This window comes from Pseudomonas sp. CFBP13508 (genome assembly GCF_005233515.1).
GTDB lineage: Bacteria > Pseudomonadota > Gammaproteobacteria > Pseudomonadales > Pseudomonadaceae > Aquipseudomonas > Aquipseudomonas mercuritolerans.
Map to the genome: position 1 here is coordinate 269011 of NZ_QFZZ01000002.1, position 21658 is coordinate 290668.

Annotated in this window: 19 protein-coding genes and 4 tRNA genes; 10 read left to right on the top strand and 13 right to left on the bottom strand. The window is 58.5% G+C overall.

The window, feature by feature from the left end:
- Positions 1–4: 4 nt before the first annotated feature.
- Entirely contained in the window at positions 5–937 is a 933-nt protein-coding gene (locus PspCFBP13508_RS05740) for a chemotaxis protein CheV (protein ID WP_016773611.1), read from the bottom strand.
- An 82-nt stretch (positions 938–1019) separates the two neighbouring features.
- On the opposite strand from PspCFBP13508_RS05740, the gene flgA reads away from it, so the two are divergent.
- The 4 genes from flgA to PspCFBP13508_RS05760 all read left to right on the top strand — a co-directional run bounded on the left by flgA (position 1020) and on the right by PspCFBP13508_RS05760 (position 3622).
- Positions 1020–1781, top strand: coding sequence for a flagellar basal body P-ring formation chaperone FlgA (gene flgA, locus PspCFBP13508_RS05745; protein ID WP_130899192.1), 762 nt, complete (start codon positions 1020–1022; stop codon positions 1779–1781).
- 162 nt (positions 1782–1943) lie between these two features.
- The gene (flgM, locus tag PspCFBP13508_RS05750; RefSeq protein WP_042607188.1) at positions 1944–2270 is read left to right on the top strand and encodes a flagellar biosynthesis anti-sigma factor FlgM; all 327 of its coding nucleotides are present in this window, start codon (positions 1944–1946) and stop codon (positions 2268–2270) included.
- A gap of 48 nt (positions 2271–2318) precedes the next feature.
- Positions 2319–2786, top strand: coding sequence for a flagellar protein FlgN (locus PspCFBP13508_RS05755; RefSeq protein ID WP_041479278.1), 468 nt, complete (start codon positions 2319–2321; stop codon positions 2784–2786).
- A gap of 89 nt (positions 2787–2875) precedes the next feature.
- Entirely contained in the window at positions 2876–3622 is a 747-nt protein-coding gene (locus tag PspCFBP13508_RS05760; protein ID WP_137213935.1) for a flagellar brake protein, read from the top strand.
- Positions 3623–3695: 73 nt separating this feature from the next.
- Here the strand turns inward: PspCFBP13508_RS05760 and PspCFBP13508_RS05765 are convergent, their stop codons facing one another.
- The 4 genes from PspCFBP13508_RS05765 to PspCFBP13508_RS05780 form a co-directional block, all read right to left on the bottom strand.
- Positions 3696–5078 carry an MFS transporter gene (locus PspCFBP13508_RS05765; RefSeq protein ID WP_137213936.1) on the bottom strand — a complete coding sequence of 461 codons (1383 nt, stop codon included), beginning with the start codon at positions 5076–5078 and terminating at the stop codon, positions 3696–3698.
- A gap of 69 nt (positions 5079–5147) precedes the next feature.
- A complete protein-coding gene (locus PspCFBP13508_RS05770) occupies positions 5148–6389 on the bottom strand; it encodes a glutamine synthetase family protein (RefSeq protein WP_178084476.1) in 1242 nt (413 codons plus the stop codon).
- Positions 6390–6715: 326 nt separating this feature from the next.
- Positions 6716–7408, bottom strand: coding sequence for a HAMP domain-containing sensor histidine kinase (locus PspCFBP13508_RS05775; protein ID WP_039757863.1), 693 nt, complete (start codon positions 7406–7408; stop codon positions 6716–6718).
- Positions 7405–9009, bottom strand: coding sequence for a tetratricopeptide repeat-containing response regulator (locus PspCFBP13508_RS05780; RefSeq protein ID WP_016773603.1), 1605 nt, complete (start codon positions 9007–9009; stop codon positions 7405–7407). Before PspCFBP13508_RS05780 ends, PspCFBP13508_RS05775 begins: the two co-directional genes overlap by 4 nt.
- A 218-nt stretch (positions 9010–9227) precedes the next feature.
- Here PspCFBP13508_RS05780 and PspCFBP13508_RS05785 point away from each other — a divergent pair, with 218 nt between their 5' ends.
- Positions 9228–10580, top strand: a complete 1353-nt coding sequence (locus tag PspCFBP13508_RS05785) for a lysozyme inhibitor LprI family protein (RefSeq protein ID WP_137213938.1) — start codon at positions 9228–9230, stop codon at positions 10578–10580.
- Between the two features lie 185 nt (positions 10581–10765).
- A complete protein-coding gene (locus tag PspCFBP13508_RS05790; RefSeq protein WP_137213939.1) occupies positions 10766–14902 on the top strand; it encodes a CheR family methyltransferase in 4137 nt (1378 codons plus the stop codon).
- A gap of 75 nt (positions 14903–14977) precedes the next feature.
- Here PspCFBP13508_RS05790 and PspCFBP13508_RS05795 read toward each other — a convergent pair.
- Positions 14978–15054: transfer RNA gene (locus PspCFBP13508_RS05795), tRNA-Arg, on the bottom strand.
- A gap of 298 nt (positions 15055–15352) precedes the next feature.
- Between PspCFBP13508_RS05795 and PspCFBP13508_RS05800 the strand changes: the two genes are divergently transcribed.
- Together PspCFBP13508_RS05800 and PspCFBP13508_RS05805 are read left to right on the top strand one after the other, a co-directional pair.
- Entirely contained in the window at positions 15353–15586 is a 234-nt protein-coding gene (locus PspCFBP13508_RS05800; protein ID WP_041479268.1) for a hypothetical protein, read from the top strand.
- Between the two features lie 20 nt (positions 15587–15606).
- Entirely contained in the window at positions 15607–15786 is a 180-nt protein-coding gene (locus PspCFBP13508_RS05805; protein WP_016773599.1) for a PA3371 family protein, read from the top strand.
- On the opposite strand, the gene phnN is transcribed toward PspCFBP13508_RS05805, so the two are convergent.
- Positions 15761–16330: a phosphonate metabolism protein/1,5-bisphosphokinase (PRPP-forming) PhnN gene (gene phnN, locus PspCFBP13508_RS05810; protein ID WP_137213940.1), complete on the bottom strand. Its 570-nt coding sequence runs from the start codon at positions 16328–16330 to the stop codon at positions 15761–15763. The genes PspCFBP13508_RS05805 and phnN overlap by 26 nt on opposite strands.
- Before the next feature lie 388 nt (positions 16331–16718).
- On the opposite strand from phnN, the gene PspCFBP13508_RS05815 reads away from it, so the two are divergent.
- The gene (locus PspCFBP13508_RS05815; RefSeq protein WP_003178899.1) at positions 16719–17045 is read left to right on the top strand and encodes an Arc family DNA-binding protein; all 327 of its coding nucleotides are present in this window, start codon (positions 16719–16721) and stop codon (positions 17043–17045) included.
- A 135-nt stretch (positions 17046–17180) separates the two neighbouring features.
- On the opposite strand, the gene mgtE is transcribed toward PspCFBP13508_RS05815, so the two are convergent.
- Positions 17181–18623, bottom strand: coding sequence for a magnesium transporter (mgtE, locus tag PspCFBP13508_RS05820; RefSeq protein ID WP_137213941.1), 1443 nt, complete (start codon positions 18621–18623; stop codon positions 17181–17183).
- Between the two features lie 321 nt (positions 18624–18944).
- Here mgtE and PspCFBP13508_RS05825 point away from each other — a divergent pair, with 321 nt between their 5' ends.
- Positions 18945–19457: a cell envelope protein SmpA gene (locus PspCFBP13508_RS05825; RefSeq protein ID WP_137213942.1), complete on the top strand. Its 513-nt coding sequence runs from the start codon at positions 18945–18947 to the stop codon at positions 19455–19457.
- 19 nt (positions 19458–19476) lie between these two features.
- On the opposite strand, the gene PspCFBP13508_RS05830 is transcribed toward PspCFBP13508_RS05825, so the two are convergent.
- The 5 genes from PspCFBP13508_RS05830 to PspCFBP13508_RS05850 all read right to left on the bottom strand — a co-directional run bounded on the left by PspCFBP13508_RS05830 (position 19477) and on the right by PspCFBP13508_RS05850 (position 21580).
- Positions 19477–19553: transfer RNA gene (locus tag PspCFBP13508_RS05830), tRNA-Arg, on the bottom strand.
- 72 nt (positions 19554–19625) lie between these two features.
- Positions 19626–19702 (bottom strand) — tRNA-Arg (locus PspCFBP13508_RS05835).
- Positions 19703–19809: 107 nt separating this feature from the next.
- Positions 19810–19900, bottom strand: a tRNA-Ser gene (locus PspCFBP13508_RS05840).
- 62 nt (positions 19901–19962) lie between these two features.
- Complete coding sequence (gene csrA / locus PspCFBP13508_RS05845) at positions 19963–20151, bottom strand: carbon storage regulator CsrA (protein ID WP_002554426.1); 189 nt, start codon at positions 20149–20151, stop codon at positions 19963–19965.
- A 187-nt stretch (positions 20152–20338) separates the two neighbouring features.
- On the bottom strand, positions 20339–21580 hold the full coding sequence (locus tag PspCFBP13508_RS05850; RefSeq protein ID WP_016773595.1) for an aspartate kinase: 1242 nt from the start codon (positions 21578–21580) through the stop codon (positions 20339–20341).
- Positions 21581–21658: the final 78 nt, after the last annotated feature.

A 21658-nucleotide genomic window follows, 5' to 3' on the forward strand; every position in this document is an offset into this window, starting at 1 on the left:
GCCCCTAGCTGATATCTGCTGCTTTGATCCGGTCGACTACCCGGGATGCGAGGTCATCAGGACGGAATTTGGCCAGGAAGTCATCAGCACCGACTTTCTTAACCATCGCCTGATTGAATACCCCCGACAACGAAGTATGCAGGATGATATGGAGCTTTTGCATGCGTGCGTCGCCGCGGATTTCCGCCGTCAGGGTGTACCCGTCCATCTCCGGCATCTCGATGTCGGAAATCATCATCAGGAACTCTTCTTCCGGCTTCTTGCCCTCGTCGACCAGCTTGCGCAGGTAATCCAGCGCCTGCTTGCCGTCGTTCAGCGCCACCACTTCGACACCGATGGTCTGCAGACAACGCGTGACCTGCTTGCGCGCCACCGACGAGTCATCGACCGTCAGCACCCGAAGCGACAACGCCTTGGTCTGCGTCTCGACATCGACCACGCCCACCGAAATCGCTTCCGGCGTCGGCGCGACTTCGGCCAGCACCTTCTCGACGTCGATGATTTCGACCAACTGGTTGTCGACCCGCGTCACAGCGGTCAGGTAGTGATCGCGACCGGTACCCTTGGGTGGCGGATGGATCTCTTCCCAGTTCATGTTGACGATGCGCTCCACCGAGCGGACCAGGAAACCCTGGGTCTTGGTGTTGTACTCCGTGATGATCACGAACGGACTGTTCTTGTCTTTCAACGCACCGGAGCCCGTTGCCATTGCCAGATCCAGGATCGGAATGGTCGCTCCCCGTATATTCGCTACCCCGCACACGACAGGACTGGATTTGGGCATCAACGTCAGGGACGGGCATTGCAACACTTCCCGTACCTTGAACACGTTGATCCCGTAGAGCTGCGGCCCGTCGAGACGGAACAGCAGCAGCTCGAGGCGATTCTGCCCTACCAGTTGCGTGCGCTGGTTCACCGAATCCATTACACCAGCCATGCCCAGACTCCTACACCAACGCCAAGTGTTGTTGCGACGCACATTCATTGCTAAACGGCACGGCGCTTGCTTTTTAACTCGTATGAACGCTCAAACGACATTTTCCCGACGCCTGACATCTACCCTTCGCAAAGGGCTTTGCGCGGTGGCCGCCGTTTGCTGCTCGCTTGCTGGCAGTCCTGCCCATGCAGATGCGGTTACCTTGCCTGATATGCTTATCGGCGTGACTCAGGGCTTTCTTGAATTCACCGTAGAAGACTATTTGGCTTCCAGTCAAACCGAAGGCCGCTACGAAATCGAAGTCAACCAGCTCGACCCGCGCATGCGCATGCCCATGTGCGACAAGGAATTGACAGCCACACTGGAGAGCCCGGCACGCCCGCTGGGCCGCGTCACGGTGAAGGTTCGCTGCGAAGGCAGTTCGCCCTGGACGGTGTTCGTACCCGCTCAAGTCCGCCTGTTTCGCGAGATCGTGACGACCACTCGTCCGCTGAAACGCGCCGGCATTATCGAGCCGCAGGATGTGACCTTGCGCGAGCGCGACGTCAGCACGATCAACCAGGGTTTCCTGACCTCCGTCGACGAAGCGATCGGGCAGAAACTTACCCGACCAACGGTCGCCGATCAGGTCATCACACTGGTGCATCTGGAACAGGCCGAAGTGGTGCGCAAGGGTGACCAGGTGGTGATCACTGCGCGCAGCGGCACCCTTGCCGTACGCATGCCGGGGGAAGCGCTCTCCAATGGCGGCATGAAAGAACAGATTCGAGTAAAAAACCTTAACTCTCAAAGAGTTATCAAGGCGCAGGTGATTGCGCCGGGACAGGTCGAAGTGGCCATGTAAAAGCCTCGTGGAGAAAACTGGCGCCGATCCCGTCGCTTCCCTAAACTGTGCCGCAGCAGGTCTCGCAACGGCGCATGCAAGCTTATGGTTGATTGGGCCTAAAGTTTTTCAGGGGATAGCCGAAAACATGGCAAGCGTCCAAATTCCCAGAGGTTTTTTATCATGGTTATCGATTTCAACCGATTGAACAGTTCCTCGTCACTAACCGGCAGCACACGTACCAGCAACGCCAAGGAAAGCGCTGAAAACAGCCCCTCCGCACCGCTGAATACTCAGGCCGAACCGGCCAGTGCCGCCAAAAGCGGGGAATCGGTACACCTCAGCAATGAGGCTCAACAGTTGCAGAAGGTCACTGACAAGCTGCGCGATCAGCCTGCTGTCGACAAAGCCCGTGTGGCCGAGTTGAAAGCCGCGATTGCCGATGGCAGCTATAAAGTCGACAGCAACCGTGTAGCCAGCAAACTGCTCAACTTCGAAGCCCAGCGCTAGGCTTTTGCCGGCGCCAGGCTTTTGGACGCTTAAACCCCAAGGCCAGCCATGCACGACACTAACTTATTGCAACTGATCAACGACGACTTTGCTCCAGCGCAACAATTGCTGGAGTTATTGCAAACCGAATCCCTCGCTTTGCATGGTCGTGACATGCCGTTGCTGGAAGAAATTCTGGCGACCAAGCAAGCGTTGATCATTCTGCTCGAGCAGCATGGCCGCAAGCGCAGCGAAATCCTCGCCAGCCTCAACCTGCCGACCGATCGCACAGGTCTCGAGCAACTGGCCAGCCAGTCGAGCATTGGCGACCAGTTGCTAACCCAGGGCGACGCCCTGACCGCGCTGATCGCCCAGTGCCAGGCTGCCAACGTCAAGAATGGCCAGTCGATCCAGATCCAGCAGGCGACCACGGCCAATCAGTTGAAGATCCTCACCGGCGGCGAGCCGCCAGCGCTGTACGACGCCAGCGGGACCTTTGCCAAACCGGTCAAGCCGCGAACGCTCAGCCAGGCATGAGCCATTCGCTGGCCCTGCACTATCCACTTGCGCAACATGCTGGCAAAATACTGGCCAGTCGTCTTATTTTGTCTGGAGATTGAAGAACCGTGTCCAACACCCTAAGCGCGGATGATGCTCCGCAGCCTCCGAAGGTGCTCACCACGCCACTGGAAATCTCCAGCAACCTGCGCCAGCTGCAAGACAGCCACGATCCGCTGATCATCACCTTCCATGAACGCAGCCAGCGTTTTCAGAGTTACCTGATCAAGGTCGACCGCGAAACCGCAACGATTGCGCTGGACGAAATGATCCCGCGCGATGGCGAGCGCTTCCTCCAGGCTGGCGAACCGTTCAAGGTCGAAGGCTTTCATGACGGCGTGCGCATCGCCTGGGAATGCAACGGCACTCTCAACATCGAAGAATCCGACGGCGACCGTTTCTACACCGGCGATCTGCCGAGCGAAGTGGTCTACCACCAGCGCCGTAACGCCTTCCGCGCTGCGTTGAAGCTCACCGATCTGGTCAGCGTTGAACTGGGCGGCGAAAAGCTGAAGGCGCCTATCCACGGCAAGCTGCTGGATATTTCCGCGACCGGTTGCAAGTTCCGCTTCGAAGGCGACATCACTGATCGCCTGCAACTGGGCCAGGTCTACGATCGTCTGATCGCCCCGCCGCTGTTCGGCAATCAGCCAACGTCGGTCGAGCTGCGCTACCTGCACTTCGAAGAAAAACTCAACATCACCTTCGCCGGTCTGCGCTTCCACAACATCAGTGGCCAGGCTGCGCGCAACGTCGAGCGTTTTGTTTACCAGTTGCAACGTGAAGCACGGCGTTTTGACAAAGACGATCTCTGAGTCGCAGCGATCAAAAAAAAGGGCAGTCCCGCACAGGGCTGCCCTTTTTTATGCGCCGGTGTTTACCTTCGATTCAGGGCCTGCCACCGCTGATATCCGGCGCAGGCTTATCGTCATTGCCGCTGTCCAGTTCGGTTTCAACGACTGCTTCCGGCTGCGCTTCAGGCTCAGGCTCAGGAGTAACCGGCGCCGGGTCTTGGACCATCTGCTCCTGCACCACCTGCTCATCGACACGCGGGTCAAGCGCCGCCACCAGCGGCGAGCTCGACATGCTGTCCGGCATTGCCACGTGATGCAGCGGTGCGTCGTCGACCTGGTGCAGGTTGGTCACTGCTTTCGGACGAATCCGCCAGACCAGCACCAACGCGAAGAAACTGAAGAACGCATACAGGCTCTGACTGCCGAGAAACTTCATCAATACACCCGCCAGCAGCGGCCCAATGCTCGCGCCGACGCCGTAAGTCACCAGCAGCATGGCGGTCAGCGACACCCGGCGATCGCCTTCGACGTGGTCGTTGGAAAACGCCACCGCCAGCGGATACAGGCAGAATTGCACCAGCGAACAGAAGAAACCGACGACGAACAGCACCTCCAGCGGCACCTGCGGCATGATCGCCAACGGCAACGCCGCCACCGCCAGAAACCCGGCAAAGCAGCGAATCAGCAGCGCGCGGTCGTAGCGGTCGGACAACCAGCCCAACGGCCACTGCACCAGCAGACCGGCAAAAATGCAGCTACCCATGAACAGACCGACCTGCTCGGTCGACAGCCCTTGCTGCGAGGCGTACAGCGGTGCCAGACCATAAAACGAACCAATGATCAGACCGGCGCCGAGCACCGTGCTCAGCGATTGCGGCACACGCTTGATGAAGAAGCGCGGCTCCATCGGCGCGGGGTGCAGAGGCGCCGGGTGAATCCGTCGGGTCAGCGTCACCGGCACCAGACACAGGGCAAAGCACAGCGCCACCAGCATCAGCAGTTCCAGGCCGAGGCCGGGGTGCATGACCAGAATCAGCTGGCCCAGCACCAGGCCCAGGTACGAGGCGATCATGTAACCGCTGAACACCAGCCCGCGCTGATTGGCATCGGCCTGCTCGTTGAGCCAGCTCTCGATGACCATGTACTGACACATCATGCCCAGACCGACGATCGTCCGCAGCACCAGCCACGCCGGCAGCCAGTCCACCAGACCATGGCCGAGCACCGCCGCGCCGACGATCCCCGCACACGCCGAGTAGGCACGGATATGCCCGACCCGGGCGATCAGGCGATGGCCGATCTTGCCGCCCAGCACCAGACCGAAATAGTTGGCCGCCATCAGCGCACCGACCCACAGCCCGTCGACGTTGTCGGCAGCCAGACGCAAAGCCAGATAAGTAGAAAGAAGGCCTGAGCCGATCAACATCATCAGCGAGGCGAAATACAGCGCTCGAAAGGATTTCCAGATTTGGCGCATCGGCGTTCCGAGCGGCTCCTTGCAGTAAATACCGGGCGGTCAGAACGACAGCCCGGCAGCAGCGATACGTCAGGCCTGGGCGGCCAGCACACGGCGCTCCCAGGGAGTAATTTCATCAAAGAAGCTGGTCAACTCCATGGTCTTCGAAGCGATGTAGCCTTCGATGAACTCCGACCCGAACAGTTCCCTCGCCAACTGGCTACGTTTCAGACGCTCCAGCGCGGCGTGCAAGGTACACGGCAAGGCCAGATTATCCGGCACGGCGAACTCACCCTGGATTGCCGCGCTCGGCTCCAGTTCCTGCTCGATGCCATGCAAACCCGCAGCCAGACTGGCGGCGATGGCCAGATAAGGGTTGGCGTCGGCGCCCGGCAGACGATTTTCGACCCGACGTGCGACCGGCGAGCTGGCGGGAATACGCAAGCCAGCGGCGCGATTGTCATGGGACCAACAGGCATTGTTCGGCGACGCGTACGGATGACACAGGCGCTGATAGGAATTCACGTTGGGCGCAAACAGTGCGGTGAAATCGGCGAGGCCTGCCTGTTGCCCGCCGATGAAGTGGCGGAACATCGACGTCGGCTCGCCGTTCGAGTCAGTGAAAACATTCTTGCCGCTGCCGATCTCAACGATGCTCTGGTGAATATGCATCGAACTGCCCGGCGTATGCGCCAGCGGTTTGGCCATGCACACCACGCTCAGGCCATGCTTGAGCGCGACTTCCTTGAGCAAGTGCTTGAACAGGAACGTCTGATCGGCCAGCAGCAGCGGGTCGCCGTGCAGCAGATTGATCTCGAACTGGCTGACGCCCATTTCATGCATGAAGGTGTCGCGCGGCAGGCCGAGGGCGGCCATGCATTTATACACTTCGCTGAAGAACGGCCGCAGACCGTTGTTGGAACTGACGCTGAACGCCGACAAACCGTCCTCGCGGCGGCCGTCGAGGCCTACCGGCGGACGGAACGGCTGGGTCGGATCGGTATTGGGTGCGAAGACAAAAAATTCCAGCTCGGTCGCCACCACCGGCGCCAGACCGTGCGCGGCGTAACGGGCGATGACCGCTTTGAGCTGGCCACGGGTCGAGAGACTTGAGCTCCCCCCGCTCAGTTCGTCAGCGTCGCAAATCGCCATGGCGCGCGGCTCGTCGCTCCAGGGCAAGCGGTGAATCTGCGCAGGATCGGCGACCAGCGCCAGATCGCCGTCATCGCTGCCGTAGAACCGCGCCGGCGGATAGCCGCCCATGATGCATTGCAGCAGCACACCCCGCGCCAACTGCAAACGCCGCCCCTCGAGGAAACCCTCGGCGGTCATCACCTTGCCCCGTGGCACACCGTTCAGATCCGGGGTGACACATTCAATCTCATCAATGCCGGTCAATCGCTGCGCGAGTGAACCCTGGCCATCGGTTGTCATGACGCAATCCTTGTTATTGTGCGAGCCGCGAACGGCGACCCGGACAAAATAGGCTTCGCCTGTTCGGAATATCAAGCAGCCCCCACAAATATCCCTATCCTGCAGAACCCGTAGGAGCTGCGTAGGAGCTGACGAGTGCAACGAGGCTGCGATCTTTTGATCTTGAAAAAATCAAAGGCAAAAGATCGCAGCCTCGTTGCACTCGTCAGCTCCTACAGGTCATGTCAGGGCAAGTAGAGGCTGAACACCCCACCACCCAACGGCCCGCCATTGCTGATTTCGGTGCGCCCTTCCACGCCGTTGCGCTGATGCAGCGCGGCGATGCGATTGGCGAAATACAGACCCAGCCCGGTGCTGCCGCTGCTGTGATTGATGCCCTGCACGTAATCGGCCTGACGCTCGAGCATCTGCGCCGGATAACCGTCGCCGTCGTCGTTGATGCTCAATACCAGTTGCCCGGCTTCGTCGCTGACGGTAATCAGCAGCGACTCGCGGGCGTAACGGATCGCATTGTTGATGCAGTTGCCGAGCACCGAGGCGATCAGCTCGCGATCGAAGAAACCCAGCGGGCTCAACGGATCGACTTCATAGGTGGCGATGATGCCGCGACTGGCAAACACTTCCTGATGCGCGGCCAGTTGCGCCTCGATGAAATCGTCGAGTTCGTGATACGCCGGCTGCAGCGGCAACTGATTCACGCCGAGTTTGTACAGCCCGAGCAACTGCACCAGCATGCCGTTGAGGTGGGCGAACTCGAAGTCGATCACGCCCTGCTCCGAGCCGTCGCGCAGCTCTTTCGGCAGACGCGCCAGCCACTGGCTGTGCGCCTGCATCAGCATGGCCAGGGAGTTCTTCATGTCGTGGACGGTGGAGGCAATCACCGTGGAAAAATCCAGCGCCGGATCAATTGGGTTCATTCGCCAAACGCCTTGCTTTTCAGCTTCTGATAACGCGCAAACCGCGCGTCGGTGTCGGGCATCAGGCCCACCAGTTTCAGGCAGGCCCGACATTCTTCCAGCTCCGCCGACGGCACACTGGTGTCGGTGCCGTGCAGCAGCGACTGGGCCAGGTTCAGCGCAATACTGATGTTTTTCGGTTGCAGCTTGAGCGCCTTGCGGAAGACCTCGCGGGCCTCGACCAGATTGCCGGTCTTGTACACGCGCACGCCCTGGCGGTTGAGATCGGCCGCAGCGTTGCTCGAACTGAGAATGGTCGGATCGTCGGTGAGCTTGGCAATGTCTTTCATGACCGCCGGGTCATCACCGTAGATCTCTGCGCAGCTCTTGAGCATCGAAGTGCCCGCCTCGGCCTGACCGAGCATCTGCAACTGCTTGGCCACCAGCAACGCCGCCTCGGGGCTCATGAATTGCTCCATGCCATCGAGGCGCATCAGCGCTTGTTCGGTGAGTTTGTCAGCGGTTTCGGCGTCGTTAAGCAGCAGGCTGGTGGCTTTCATTAGACGCGCACGGATTTGCAGGCCAGGATCGCTCGGGTTCTCCTTGGCCACGGCACTGAGCGTAGTGTTGATCTCCAGCCGCGTGCGCGTGTCGAGGCCGCGATCGCTGCCCTTGCTGATCAACGCGTGCGCCAGGCCGAGATTGCTTTCCGGGTCCTTGAAACGCGACTGCGCGCCCTGCGCCACGGCCTGACGATAAGCGCGCGAGGCGGTTTCGAAATCTTCGTTGGCCATGGCCAATTTGCCGAGCAAAGCCTGACGGCGCACCGCCAGCGGCGACAGCCGGATCGCTTCTTCCAGCACCCGCTGCGCGCCTTTGCTGTCGCCTTCGGCCACCAGCACATCAGCCATGCCGTCATACAGCGCCGGCATCATCGGGAACACTTTCAAGGCCTTTTCATAGACCTCTTTGGCCTGCGAGACCTGCCCGCGCTTGAACAATAATTTGCCCAATCCGGCGAAGGCCCACGGCAACGGCCGGTCGGCAATGATGCCGTCGTAGAGCCGCTCCAGCGCTTCGTTCTGGTTCATGTCGCGCAGGGCGTCGGCGCGGTAACGCAGGCACAGCGGCGAATAGCGGATGTCCTGTTTGCACAGGGCAATACAGGCATTGAGCACCTCGACCGGCTTACCTCGATCGAGGGCTTGCAGAATCGGTTTGAGCAACGTCTTGCGTTGTTCCAGACGCTCAAGGCGCTGGGCCAGTCCGGAACGGTTGAACGGCTTGGTCAGGTACGCATCCGGCTCATGCTCCAGCGCACTGAGCACCATCGCCTGACTGGTCTCAGCGGTGACCATGACGAAAACGGCTTCGTGGCTGATGAGCTTTTCCGACATCAGGTCTTCGAGCACCTGCTGGCCGTTCTTCTTGCCGTCGCCGAGATGGAAGTCCTGAAGAATGAAATCGTAGGACTTCTGCGAGCACATCTTCAGCGCCTGCTCGCCAGTGTCGGCAGTATCGACATCCTTGACGCCGAGCTCACGCAACATCGAACGCACGGAACTGCGGAAATCGGAAAAATCATCGACGATCAGAAAGCTTTTTTGGTGATACGACGACATCGAGGATTTCCAGGCAATTGAAGAAAACGAACCGAGGCGATTTCAGGCGCGCAGATGATAGCTGGAGGCCATGCGCCATCAAGCGATTTCGCTGGAGTCTGAACTCACCGTTCGGGTTATCGGCCAAAAATGCCCGGGCCTGAGGGTGGTGCTTCAAGAATGTTGCCTGGAGTATTACTCTGCGCGCCTGGCTCAAGGATTTTCATAGGGACTGAATCGTGTACATCAAGGGACGCTACATCCTGTCGGCCTTTTTGCTGCTGTTTATCCAGCCAATGCGTGCGGCGGCAATGGACTGCACCAAAGCGGCGAACGACGTGGAAAACACGATTTGCGCGAATAAAGCGCTTTATGAGCTCGACGCGCAAATGGGCACGCAGTATCGCCAACTGATGACAACTGCCACAGCGACGCAACCTGAGCTCAAGCGCACCCAGCGCGCCTGGCTAAAAACCCGCAATGCCTGCGCAGTCGATGTCGCTTGCCTGGATGGCAGCTACCGCCAGCGCCTGCAAGCATTGCAGGCACAGTGGACGCAAGCCGCAATGTGGCAGCCGGACGCCGTGGATCTTCAGGCGATGAACGATCTGCAGGAAAGCATTCGTGCCGAGAGCAAAAACCACACGGAATTTGCGCTGGAACATGCCTTGGCCGCACGGGCTTTCGAGTCTTCGCAGACATCGTTCGCGGGCGATCCAGTCGACAGTTATGGCGAGCAAACCCACTTCCCCAAGTCGCGCCCCAAAGGCGTGAGCGAGGACGAATGGAAAGCATTGAACGCCTCACGCATTGAAGGCGCCGCCGAGACCGGACGGACTTCCTACGCACTGCTGGATCTGGACGATGATGGCCAACGCGACCTTATCGTCGACACATACGCAGGCGGCACTGGCCTGTTCACCTACGTGGAAACCTGGCACCGAACGGGCGAGCGGTTTGTCAAAAGATCGGTGGAGCCGGAAAGTTCGCTGTTCTACACCAACGACCGTGGCGCCAATCAGGCAGTCAGCTGGATCAGGCTTCACGACAGAATTTATGCCGCTTACCGAAACGGCGCCTATGGTGTCGATAATCTGTACCTGCTCAATCCGCTGAAGATCAACCGTCAGGTACCGACGGTGTCCGTGCGTTACGCTTACTCCCTGCAAGTGCCAACCACGCAACATAAAGAAGACGGCACCAGCACCTATGACCTCGAAGCGGATTTGCACGCGGCACTCGACCACGCCGTCACTCAAGCGATGAAAGCCGCCCCCGACTCAACCAATAACTCGCCCCTTTGCCCAATTCCTCCCACGGGTACCGGAGACGGCGATTACTACAGCTACGGCCCAACGCACTATGCCATCGAAAAGATCACCGACCTGCCGGTAATGATTGGCGGCGAATGCTACATCGGGGCGCTGGTCAACTGGTTCGGCAGCTACAGCGAAAAGGCTGGGTTATTCGCCCAACTGGCCGTGCGCAAGCCGGGCGTCGAGGCCAGCGGGACTAGCTACGAAGTCTACGGCCGCCGGCATGTTACCGAGGTCAGCGGGAGCCTTGGCAAAGTCGAAATCAACGACGACTGACCACCGATCATCACACCGGCAAAATAATCGGCACGGTTGCCAATCGCCGGAGGTCAAAGACACAGACAGCACATTTGTCCTTCAAAAATGCAGGCAGATCCCCAAATGAGGTTTATTCTGCTCAATTACCTGCGCCCCCGGACGTCCGCGATACGCTTGTACCGCCACAAAAAAAGGCCGAAGTGATGACCTCGAAAACCCCTGCCTCGCCCTCTGCGCCCGAGCGCAAGGATGTGACCCCCAGCCACCTGAATTTCCCGGTGGTGGGCATCGGCGCCTCGGCGGGCGGCCTGCAAGCGATCAAGCTGTTTTTCGAGCATATGCCGAAGGACAGTGGCATGGCGTTCGTGATCATTTTGCACCTGTCGCCCGATCACCAAAGCATCGCCGACCAGATCATTCAGGAATCGACGCGCATGCCGGTGCTGCAAGTGACGCAGCCGGTGCCGATCGAAAAGAACTGTGTGTACGTGATCTCGCCAGCGCATTCGCTGTCGATGAACGACGGCTATCTGCGGGTCAGCACGGCCGGTTCGCCGCAGGCGCGCCACACGGCCATCGACCTGTTCTTTCGCGATCTGGCCGATGTGCACCGTGAGCGGGCGTTCTGCGTGGTGTTGTCAGGCACCGGCTCCGATGGTGCGGTGGGTTTGTCGCGAATCAAGGAACAGGGCGGCGTGACGCTGGTGCAAGTGCCGGAAGACGCCGAGTTCGACGGCATGCCGCGCGCCGCCATCGAGACGCGCATGGTCGATCTGGTGCTGCCAGTGGTCGAGATGCCGCAGAAACTGATGGAGCTCTGGCGCAACTCCCAGAACATCAAATTACCCAGCGCCAATGATCCCGACTTGAAAGCCTTGAAGCCTGCAAACGAACACGAGGCGTCGATCGCCGAACAACGCCTGCATGAAATCCTGTTGTACCTGCGCAGCAGCACCGGTCACGATTTCAAACACTACAAGCGCGCCACCGTGCTGCGGCGTATCGAGCGGCGCATGCAGGTCACCAGCCAGTCTGACCTCGGCGCCTATTACGACTACCTGCAAAATACCCCGGAAGAATCCAAGGCCCTGCTCGGCGACATGCTTATCGGCGTGACCAACTTCTTCCGTGACCGCGAAGCCTTCGAAGCCCTTGAGCGCGATGTGCTGCCGCAACTGGTGCAATCGGTTGCCGACTCGTCGGAAAAAGAAGAATTGCGCGTCTGGTCTGCCGGCTGCTCGACCGGCGAAGAAGCCTACAGCCTGGCGATCCTGCTCGATGATCAGATGCAGGTACAAAGCAGCAAGGCCAACCTGCAAGTGTTCGCCACCGATATCGACGAACGCGCGATCACCACCGGCCGCGCCGGCACCTATCCGCAAGCCATCGTCACCGACGTACCGCCAACGCGCCTTCGGCATTATTTCGTCAAGGACAATGAGCATTACCGGATTCGCAAGGAAATCCGCGAGAAAGTGCTGTTCGCCAAGCACAGCCTGTTGTCCGATCCGCCGTTCTCGCAGATCGACCTGATCGTTTGCCGCAATCTGCTGATTTACCTGGATCGCGAGGTGCAGCGGGAAATCCTGCAGATGTTCCACTTTGCCCTGCGACCGGGCGGTTTCCTGTTTCTCGGCACCTCTGAAAGCGCCGATGCCTGCCATGAATTGTTCGCGCCAGTGGACAAGCGCAACCGCATCTTCCGCGCCAAGACCGGTACCCCGAACAGCCGTCGCACCCCGACCATGCCACGTGGCGGTTACATGCGCACCAGCGTTTCCCGACCGCCATCGAAAGCCATCGAGCCCGTCAAGCTGTCGTTTGCCGATATCCACCGCCGCGCCATAGAACGCTTCGCCCCGCCGAGCATCATCGTCGACACCAATGCCGATATTCTTCACATGAGCGAAGCCGCCGGGCGTTTCCTGCGGCATGTCGGCGGCGAGCTGTCACGCAACTTGCTGACGCTGATCCTGCCGGAACTGCGCCTGGAAATTCGCACGACACTGTTCCAGGTGCAGCAAAGCAACCTCACTGTGTGCTCGCGTGAAGTGCTGCTCAAGCGCGAGGAGCGCCAGTACCGCATCACGCTGATTGCGCAGCCGTACAAGGACGACGACTTCGACAGCGAGTGCGTGCTGGTGACCTTCGATGAAACGGAGATCGACGCGCACGAGCAGGCGCTGACCACGGTGCTGCAGACTGAAAGCCAAGTGCTCTCGAACCTGGAACGTGAGCTGCAACGCACCAAATTGCATTTGCAGGACACCATCGAACAGTCGGAAATCTCCAGCGAAGAGCTCAAGGCTTCCAACGAGGAGATGCAGGCGATCAACGAAGAATTGCGCTCGGCCACCGAAGAGCTCGAGACCAGCAAGGAAGAGTTGCAGTCGATCAATGAAGAGCTGTTGACGGTCAATTACGAGCTGAAGACCAAAGTCGAAGAAACCGACAAGATCAACGATTATCTGACCAATCTGATCGCTTCTACCGACATTGCTACGGTGTTCGTCGATCGCAGCATGCGCATCAAATGGTTCACGCCGCGCGCCACCGACATCTTCAGCATGTTGCCGGTAGACACCGGCCGTTCACTGCTGGATATCACCCATCGCCTGAATTACCCGGCGATGACCGAGGACGCGGCGCAAGTGTTCGAATCGCTGAACATGATCGAACGCGAGGTCAACAGTACCGATAACCGCTGGTACATCGCCCGCTTGCTGCCTTATCGCTCCAGCGAAGACCACATCGACGGCACCGTGTTGACCTTCATCGACATCAGCAAACGCCGCGAAGCCGAGGAAGAGCTGCGCCTGGGCGAAGAACGCATGCGTCTGGTCGCTGAGAGTACGCGTGACTACGCGATTATCATCCTCGATGAAATGGGTGCGATCACCAGTTGGAACAAAGGCGCTGAACTGATCTTTGGCCACAGCAAAAACGAGGCCGAAGGTCAGTACTACGATTTCATCTTCACAGCCGAAGACCGTGCTGCCGGCATGGCTGAAAGCGAATTGTCCACCGCCCGCCAGCACGGCCGCTCTGAGGATGAGCGCTGGCATGTGCGCAAGGATGGCAGCCGATTCTTCTGCAGCGGCGAGGTCACCAGGCTCAGCGGCGACCGCTTGCAGGGCTATGTAAAAATCGCCCGCGACCTGACCGGACACAAGCGCCAGCAGGATGAACAGAGCAAGGAACTGGCGCAGACGCGCAATACCGTGTCCCTGCGTGATGAGTTCTTCGCGGTCATGTCCCATGAACTCAAGCACCCGCTCAACCTGATCCAGCTCAACGCCGAACTGCTGCGGCGCCTGCCGATGATCCGTACTGCCGGCCCGGCGACCAAAGCGGTCAATACCATCTGCGATGCCGTGAACAGTCAGGCGCGGATCATCGACGACCTGCTTGATGTAGCACGGGTGCGCACCGGCAAGCTCAAACTGCAATTGGCGCGTGTCGATCTGAGCGCGGTTCTGCGCGACATTCACACCGTGGTGCTCAATGAGCAACACGCCACGCGCATCGACCTGCAATTGCCTGAAGCACCGTTGATCATTCATGCCGACCCGACACGGGTCGAGCAGATCATCTGGAATCTGGTCAACAATTCGCTGAAGTTCACCCCACCGAGCGGGCGCATTGAGTTGATCGCCAGCAAGAGCGGGAAAATGGCGCAACTGGACGTCAAGGATAACGGCGTCGGCATCGCTGCGGAAAACCTCGAACACGTCTTCGATCTGTTCGGCCAGGCAGAAAAACAGCACACCAACCATCAACGTGAAGGCTTGGGCATAGGCCTGTCACTGGTGCGGCAACTGACCGAAGCCCAGCACGGCACGGTGAAGGTTGCTTCGCCGGGGCTCGGCGCCGGTTGTACCTTTACCGTTCGCCTGCCGCTGTCGACTGATGTCGAAGAAACCGCTGCAACAGCCGAGGTTGAACCGGTTTCCGGCAAGCTCGATGGCTTGAGCATTCTGCTGGTCGACGACTCGCCGGAAGTGCTGGAGACCTTGAAGCTGCTGCTGGAGATGGAAGACGCCGACGTAACGGCCTTCGATCATCCGGTGGCAGCGCTGAAAGCCGCTGAGAGCACGCGCTTCGATCTGATCATCTCCGACCTCGGCATGCCGGTCATGACCGGCTATGAACTGATGGCTGCCCTGCGCAAACTGCCGCTGGTGAAAAACGTACCAGCGATCGCCCTCACCGGGTATGGCACTCAGAGCGACATGCAGAAATCCCGGGAAGCCGGGTTCGATCAGCATCTGGGCAAACCGGTGGCGTACGACGACCTGATTGAAACCATCGAGGCGTTGCGCCGCTCGGAGTTGCTGTAGAGCTCGCCAGCGCTCCAACGCAAAAAGCCCCGCCGCACGAGTAAGTGCGACGGGGCTTTTTGTTTATTGAAGAGGTGGTGTCCCAGGCGGGGTTCGAACCTGCAACCTTCCCCTTAGGAGGGGGATGCTCTATCCAATTGAGCTACTGAGACACTGATTGACGCGGGCTGTATGCGACGCGACAGACGGCGTGCATGTTAACGGCCGGCCCTTGTTTTGTCATGTCGTCCGTAGGGCTTTTTAAGTGTAGGCAAGCGCCCTGGAAGATTGCGGGAACTTTTACCGGGCAAATTGCACTACGCGGAAATGCGGTCATTGCAGATTGCAATCAGCGTCGCCGGAAAAAACATACCAAACCCTTGTTTTTAAAGGACTTATCAGCCGTTACACTGTTGGCACGGCGGCTGCTATGCCTGTTCTATCAAAAAGAACAATTTGGAGCGTCGTGCCATGAACAGCACCCTCTTGCTTGCAAACGCAGCGGCATTGGCTTTCTTGCTCGGATCGCATTTTTTTCCCAAGGCTGACGTTGAGCAGCCAGTGGCGCAGCGCATGCCGCATTACCTGCAAGTGCAGAAAGCGCCGCAGTGGGCAGTGTTGAGTGAACGCAGCGACGCTTCTACACAAATGGTCAGCGAGCCTGAGCAAGCCTCGGCGCCAATCACCGAACGTCTGGTTTTTTGAAATATCTTCAGGAGTACAACATGTCCAAATCGGCGACAGGATTTCTGATCCTCGCTTTACTGAGTGGCGTTACCCATCTGGCGCTGTTCGAGGAGACGGAAGTCACCTTGCCTCTGGTTGGCTGTGGCGTGTTTGCGGTGCTGTTCGTGTTGGCTCTGATTGCAGGGCGCAAGATCAAGTTCGATCCGGTTCTGCGTTGAGCCGGATCACCTCGAGTAATGCAGAGACAGCTTCAGCAAGATCAGCAGAATTGTCGACCTGATGAACGGGGCTGTCGCTGGATCTTCGGTCTTTGAACAGTGCGTTGCGAGCCAGCCTCGCATCGATTTGCTCAGGGGTCTCCCGACCACGGCTGAGCAAGCGCTTGCGCAGGACATCATCGTTGACTGTCAGCAGAATCGGCACCAGGGTTGGATACCTCTCCATTGCTTGACGCAGGTTCGCTCTTGACCCGTTAACCAGTACGTGCCGGCCCGCTTGCAACCATTCATCCATTTCCCTTGGAATGCCGTAGGAGAGGCCGTTGGCTTGCCAGGCCAAGGAAAAAGCGCCGGCGTGCTGTCGCCGCTCGAACTCTTCAGGCGTCACGCCAATTGCATCTTCGCCGACGGACTCCGCCGAGCGGGTAATCACCCGGCGCATTACTTCACAGTTCAACGCCCGCAGTGGCTCACGTGATGCATCAATCAGGCTGTCCTTGCCCGAACCAGACGGCCCCATCAGGTAAAAAAGCTTGCCATCCATCCCGAAAACGCCCTCCGACGGGTCCTGCCTCTAGTAAATCGGCAAATTGCCACTATCCTGTACACATAGGGATCAAGAATAGCGAGCCGCATAGCATGCACGCTCCGAAGTCTTCGGACATCAACAGATGTGCATTCAAAAGCGGGCAGCGATACGGAAGGATGGAAAGTTTTCCAACCAGTCCGCATTTCTGACAACTGGTGCTGGCATTACGCCTTTACCCGGCTCAATATTTGTCACAGAATTGACGCCAATGATCTGGCAATTTTGAGGCATGATGCCGGCCTCTTAACAATTCAGGTTGAACCAATTGGTCCGGATGCTTGTCCTACCACACATCCTGCGGCCAATCCCGAGAACCGCTCCCCTGAACTAACCGGTTAAATATATGCGCCCATTGAAACAGGCAATTTATTCCAGCCGTACGGCTGACAAGTTTGTCGTACGTCTGCCAGACGGAATGCGTGAACGCATTGCCGAGGTGGCTCGCAATCATCATCGCAGCATGAACTCCGAGATCATTGCGCGCCTTGAGCAGAGTCTTATTCAGGAAGGCGCACTGGGCGAAGAGCTGAGCATGCGCCTGGACAGCCCGGAGCTGTCGCTGCACGAGCGCGAGCTGTTGCAACGCTTCCGTCAGCTGTCGCACCGTCAGCAGAACGCCCTGGTGTCGCTGATCGCACACGACGCAGAAATGGCCGCAGACGCGTCCTGAGTTATACCGAACATATTGAAGCCAGCATGATTGCTGGCTTTTTTTTGCCCGCAATATGACAGATGGCCGCTTGGCAATTGAGTGTGGCAGGCACAAAAAAGCCCGTCGATTTGACGGGCTTTTCATTGCACAAGGTCAGAGGAGGAAAATGGTCGCCAACCCGAGAAAGATGAAGAAGCCACCGCTGTCGGTCATTGCCGTGATCATGACGCTGGCGCCCATCGCCGGATCGCGACCCATTTTCGCCAGCGTCATCGGGATCAACACGCCCATCAACGCCGCCAGCAACAGATTGAGCGTCATCGCCGCCGTCATGACCACGCCGAGTGACCAACTGCCGTAGAGCATGTACGCGACCACACCGATCACCCCGCCCCAGACCAGACCGTTAATCAAACCGACCGCCAGCTCTTTGCGCATCAAGCGCGAGGTGTTGCCGGTGCTGACCTGATCCAGCGCCATGGCGCGCACGATCATGGTGATGGTCTGGTTACCGGAGTTGCCACCGATACCCGCCACGATCGGCATCAGCGCCGCCAGTGCCACGAGCTTCTCGATCGAACCTTCGAACAGACCGATCACCCGTGATGCGACAAATGCAGTGATCAGGTTCACCGCCAGCCACGCCCAACGGTTACGCAGGGATTTCCACACCGAGGCGAAGATATCTTCCTCTTCGCGCAGACCGGCCATGTTGAGGACTTCGCTCTCGCTTTCCTCACGGATCAGGTCGACCATTTCGTCGATGGTCAGACGGCCGATCAGTTTGCCGTTCTTGTCGACCACCGGCGCCGAGATCAAGTCGTAACGCTCGAATGCCTGAGCGGCGTCGTAGGCATCTTCGTCCGGGTGGAAACTGACCGGATCGCTGGCCATGACTTCCGCGACCTGCTTCTCCGGATCGTTGACCAGCAGACGCTTGATCGGCAGCACGCCCTTGAGCACGCCGTCGTAATCGACCACGAACAGTTTGTCGGTGTGACCGGGAAGCTCTTTGAGGCGACGCAGGTAACGCAGCACCACTTCGAGGCTGACGTCCTCACGGATCGTCACCATTTCGAAGTCCATCAGCGCACCGACCTGGTCCTCGTCGTAGGACAGGGCCGAGCGCACGCGTTCGCGCTGCTGGTTATCGAGACTTTCCATCAGCTCATGGACAACGTCTCGCGGCAGCTCGGAGGCCAGGTCAGCGAGTTCGTCGGCGTCCATGTCCTTGGCCGCAGCCAGGAGCTCGTGATCGTCCATGTCGGCGATCAGCGTCTCACGGACGGAATCGGATACTTCGAGAAGGATATCGCCGTCGCGATCGGCCTTGACCAGTTGCCAGAGCGTCAGACGATCGTCCAGCGGCAAGGCTTCAAGAATGTAGGCGACGTCGGCGGAGTGCAGATCATCGAGTTTGCGTTGCAGCTCGACGAGGTTTTGCCGGTGAACCAGGTTTTCCACGCGGTCGTGGTGCGGACCTTCCTGGCGATGAGTCAGGTCTTCAACGACACGCTGGCGCTGCAGCAACTCGATGACCTGAGCCAGGCGGTCCTGCAGGCTTTCCTGTGTTTTCTTTACTTCGATTTCGGACATAGGCGAACTCCACTCCCAGCAGCGGGGCACGCCGGAAGGATCAATCAGTCAATTCATGATTGGTGAAACGGTTTACTGAACAACTACTGGGTAAGTCCATGGAGGTTTTCCATAAGCCCCGGCGGGGCTGACGGGCGCAATGATACACGCCTGACGGTTTAAAACGTTGAAAAAATCACGGCTGAAACAAGCGCTTGCGAAACAAACCTGAGCACCTGCCTGACCCGTGCAAATGCGACGACTCATCTTGAAAAGAAAACACACCGGCAATGCAAAAAGCAGCGACTACCCTTGAGCGTAGATCGTCACGGAGGACATCGAATGCCATCAAAACCCGCGCTATATCTACTGACCGCCCTGTTCCACACCACGCCTGCCAGCGCCACCACACTTCATCGTTGCCAGGCCGCTGACGGCAGCATCACCTTCACATCGATGAGCTGCGCAACTGGCGAGCAGCTCTCAATTCAGGAAGTTCACCCCTACTCGCCTGGCTGGGTCGCGATCATGCCGGAGTTCAATCACGAAGCCGTGACCGGCATGAAAGACAGCGGACGCGAACCGGGCATCGTCGGCGGCACCGAACACAAATGTGGAACCCTGATCGATAACAGGCAGCGGCGCGAAGCGATCATCAATCGGCGAGTGATTGCCGGCATGAGTCAGCGCGATGTCGAAAGCGCACTGGGCAAGCCGGACAAGATCAACACGCGCACTTCGACCACGAGCTATCGTTACGACCTCAAGCGAGGCCGCAGTGCTCAAATTGATTTTGATGAAAGAGGCTGTGTGAAGGGAAAAGCCAAATCCCGGACAGCAAAAAGCCCGCGTTAAACGCGGGCTTCTTGGTATATGGTGCACTCGACAGGATTCGAACCTGTGACCGCTCGGTTCGTAGCCGAGTACTCTATCCAGCTGAGCTACGAGTGCATTTTGTGTTTTTAAACCAGACCACAACTGGCTGAAGCCGAGTTACTCACCTTACAGCAAATAACTCTTAAATGGTGCACTCGACAGGATTCGAACCTGTGACCGCTCGGTTCGTAGCCGAGTACTCTATCCAGCTGAGCTACGAGTGCATTTGTTGCCGCGCATTATAGGCCGTCTAATCTCTATGTCAAACACTTTTTCTAGTAATTTCAACAACTTACAGAAGAAGCCAGATTACGACGTACTAAGCAAATAATGGCGGAGAACGGGGGATTCGAACCCCCGACACCCTTTTGAGGTGTACTCCCTTAGCAGGGGAGCGCCTTCGGCCACTCGGCCAGCTCTCCGCAACACGGGGCGTATATTAACCAGCTTCTTCCCCGTTTGCAAACATAAAAATCGATAAAAATTAATGGCTTGGTTCTTCGTCCTTCTCTTTCTTTATACGCAGGTAAATTTCCTCACGGTGCACCGCAACCTCTTTCGGAGCGTTGACGCCGATACGCACCTGGTTTCCTTTGACGCCGAGCACGGTCACGGTGATTTCGCCGTCACCGATAATCAGGCTTTCCGCGCACCGACGAGTCAGAATCAGCATACCTTTCTCCTTACGCCATTCATTTCAGGGACAACAGTCTGCAAAAAAAAGGCACCCGACCTACAACCGCAGCGATCGTAGCCCTACATGCCTGAGTATTGACCAGCGCGAGCAAAAGAACAGTTCCGGGGCTCGCGCCATTCAAAAATAAAGGGCGCGGTCAGACCGCGCCCTTCACAGAAGCGGATTACTCGCCCTGACGGGCCGGAGCATCCAGTTCGAAAGCCGTGTGCAGCGCGCGCACGGCCAGTTCCAGGTATTTCTCTTCGATCACTACGGACACCTTGATTTCCGAAGTCGAGATCATCTGGATGTTGATGCTTTCTTTCGCCAGCGATTCGAACATGCGGCTGGCCACGCCTGCGTGGGAACGCATGCCGACGCCGACGATCGAGACCTTGGCGATCTTGGTGTCGCCAACGACTTCACGGGCACCGATCTCGCGAGCGGTGTTTTCCAGCACGGTCTGTGCAGCCTGGTAGTCGTTGCGGTGCACGGTGAAGGTGAAGTCGGTGGTGTTATCGTGCGCGACGTTCTGCACGATCATGTCGACTTCGATGTTCGCGGCACTGATCGGGCCGAGAATCTTGAACGCCACGCCCGGGGTGTCTGGCACGCCACGGATGGTCAGCTTGGCTTCATCGCGATTGAAAGCGATGCCGGAAATGATCGGCTGTTCCATGGTTTCCTCTTCATCAATAGTAATGAGGGTGCCCGGACCCTCCTTGAAGCTGTGCAGTACGCGCAGCGGAACGTTGTACTTGCCGGCGAACTCCACCGCACGGATCTGCAGCACCTTGGAACCGAGGCTGGCCATTTCCAGCATCTCTTCGAAGGTGATCTTGTCCAGACGCTGAGCGACCGGCACCACACGCGGGTCGGTGGTGTAGACACCGTCGACGTCGGTGTAGATCTGGCATTCATCCGCCTTCAACGCTGCAGCCAGTGCCACACCAGTGGTATCGGAACCGCCGCGACCGAGGGTGGTGATGTTGCCGTGCTCGTCGACGCCCTGGAAACCGGCGACAACTACCACGCGGCCGGCCTTCAGATCACCGCGAATCTTCTGGTCATCAATCTGCAAGATACGCGCTTTATTGTGCGCACTGTCAGTCAGGATCCGCACCTGATTACCGGTGTACGACACCGCCGGCACACCGCGCTTGATCAGCGCCATGGCCAACAGGGCAATCGTCACCTGCTCACCGGTGGACACGATCACGTCCAGCTCGCGCGGAACCGGTTGCGCCTCGCCACTGATTTGCTTGGCCAGATCGATCAGACGGTTGGTTTCGCCGCTCATTGCAGACAGCACAACCACCAGGTCATCGCCGGCATCGCGGAATTTCTTAACCTTGTCGGCGACCTGCTCGATTCTCTCGACAGTGCCGACCGAGGTGCCTCCAAATTTCTGTACGATCAAAGCCATTTCAAAGCCGCCTCTGCCCATGAAGGGCGCCCAATAATCTTTCGAACAGTCGCCAGGCCCGCCACTAGACTGCGAGCC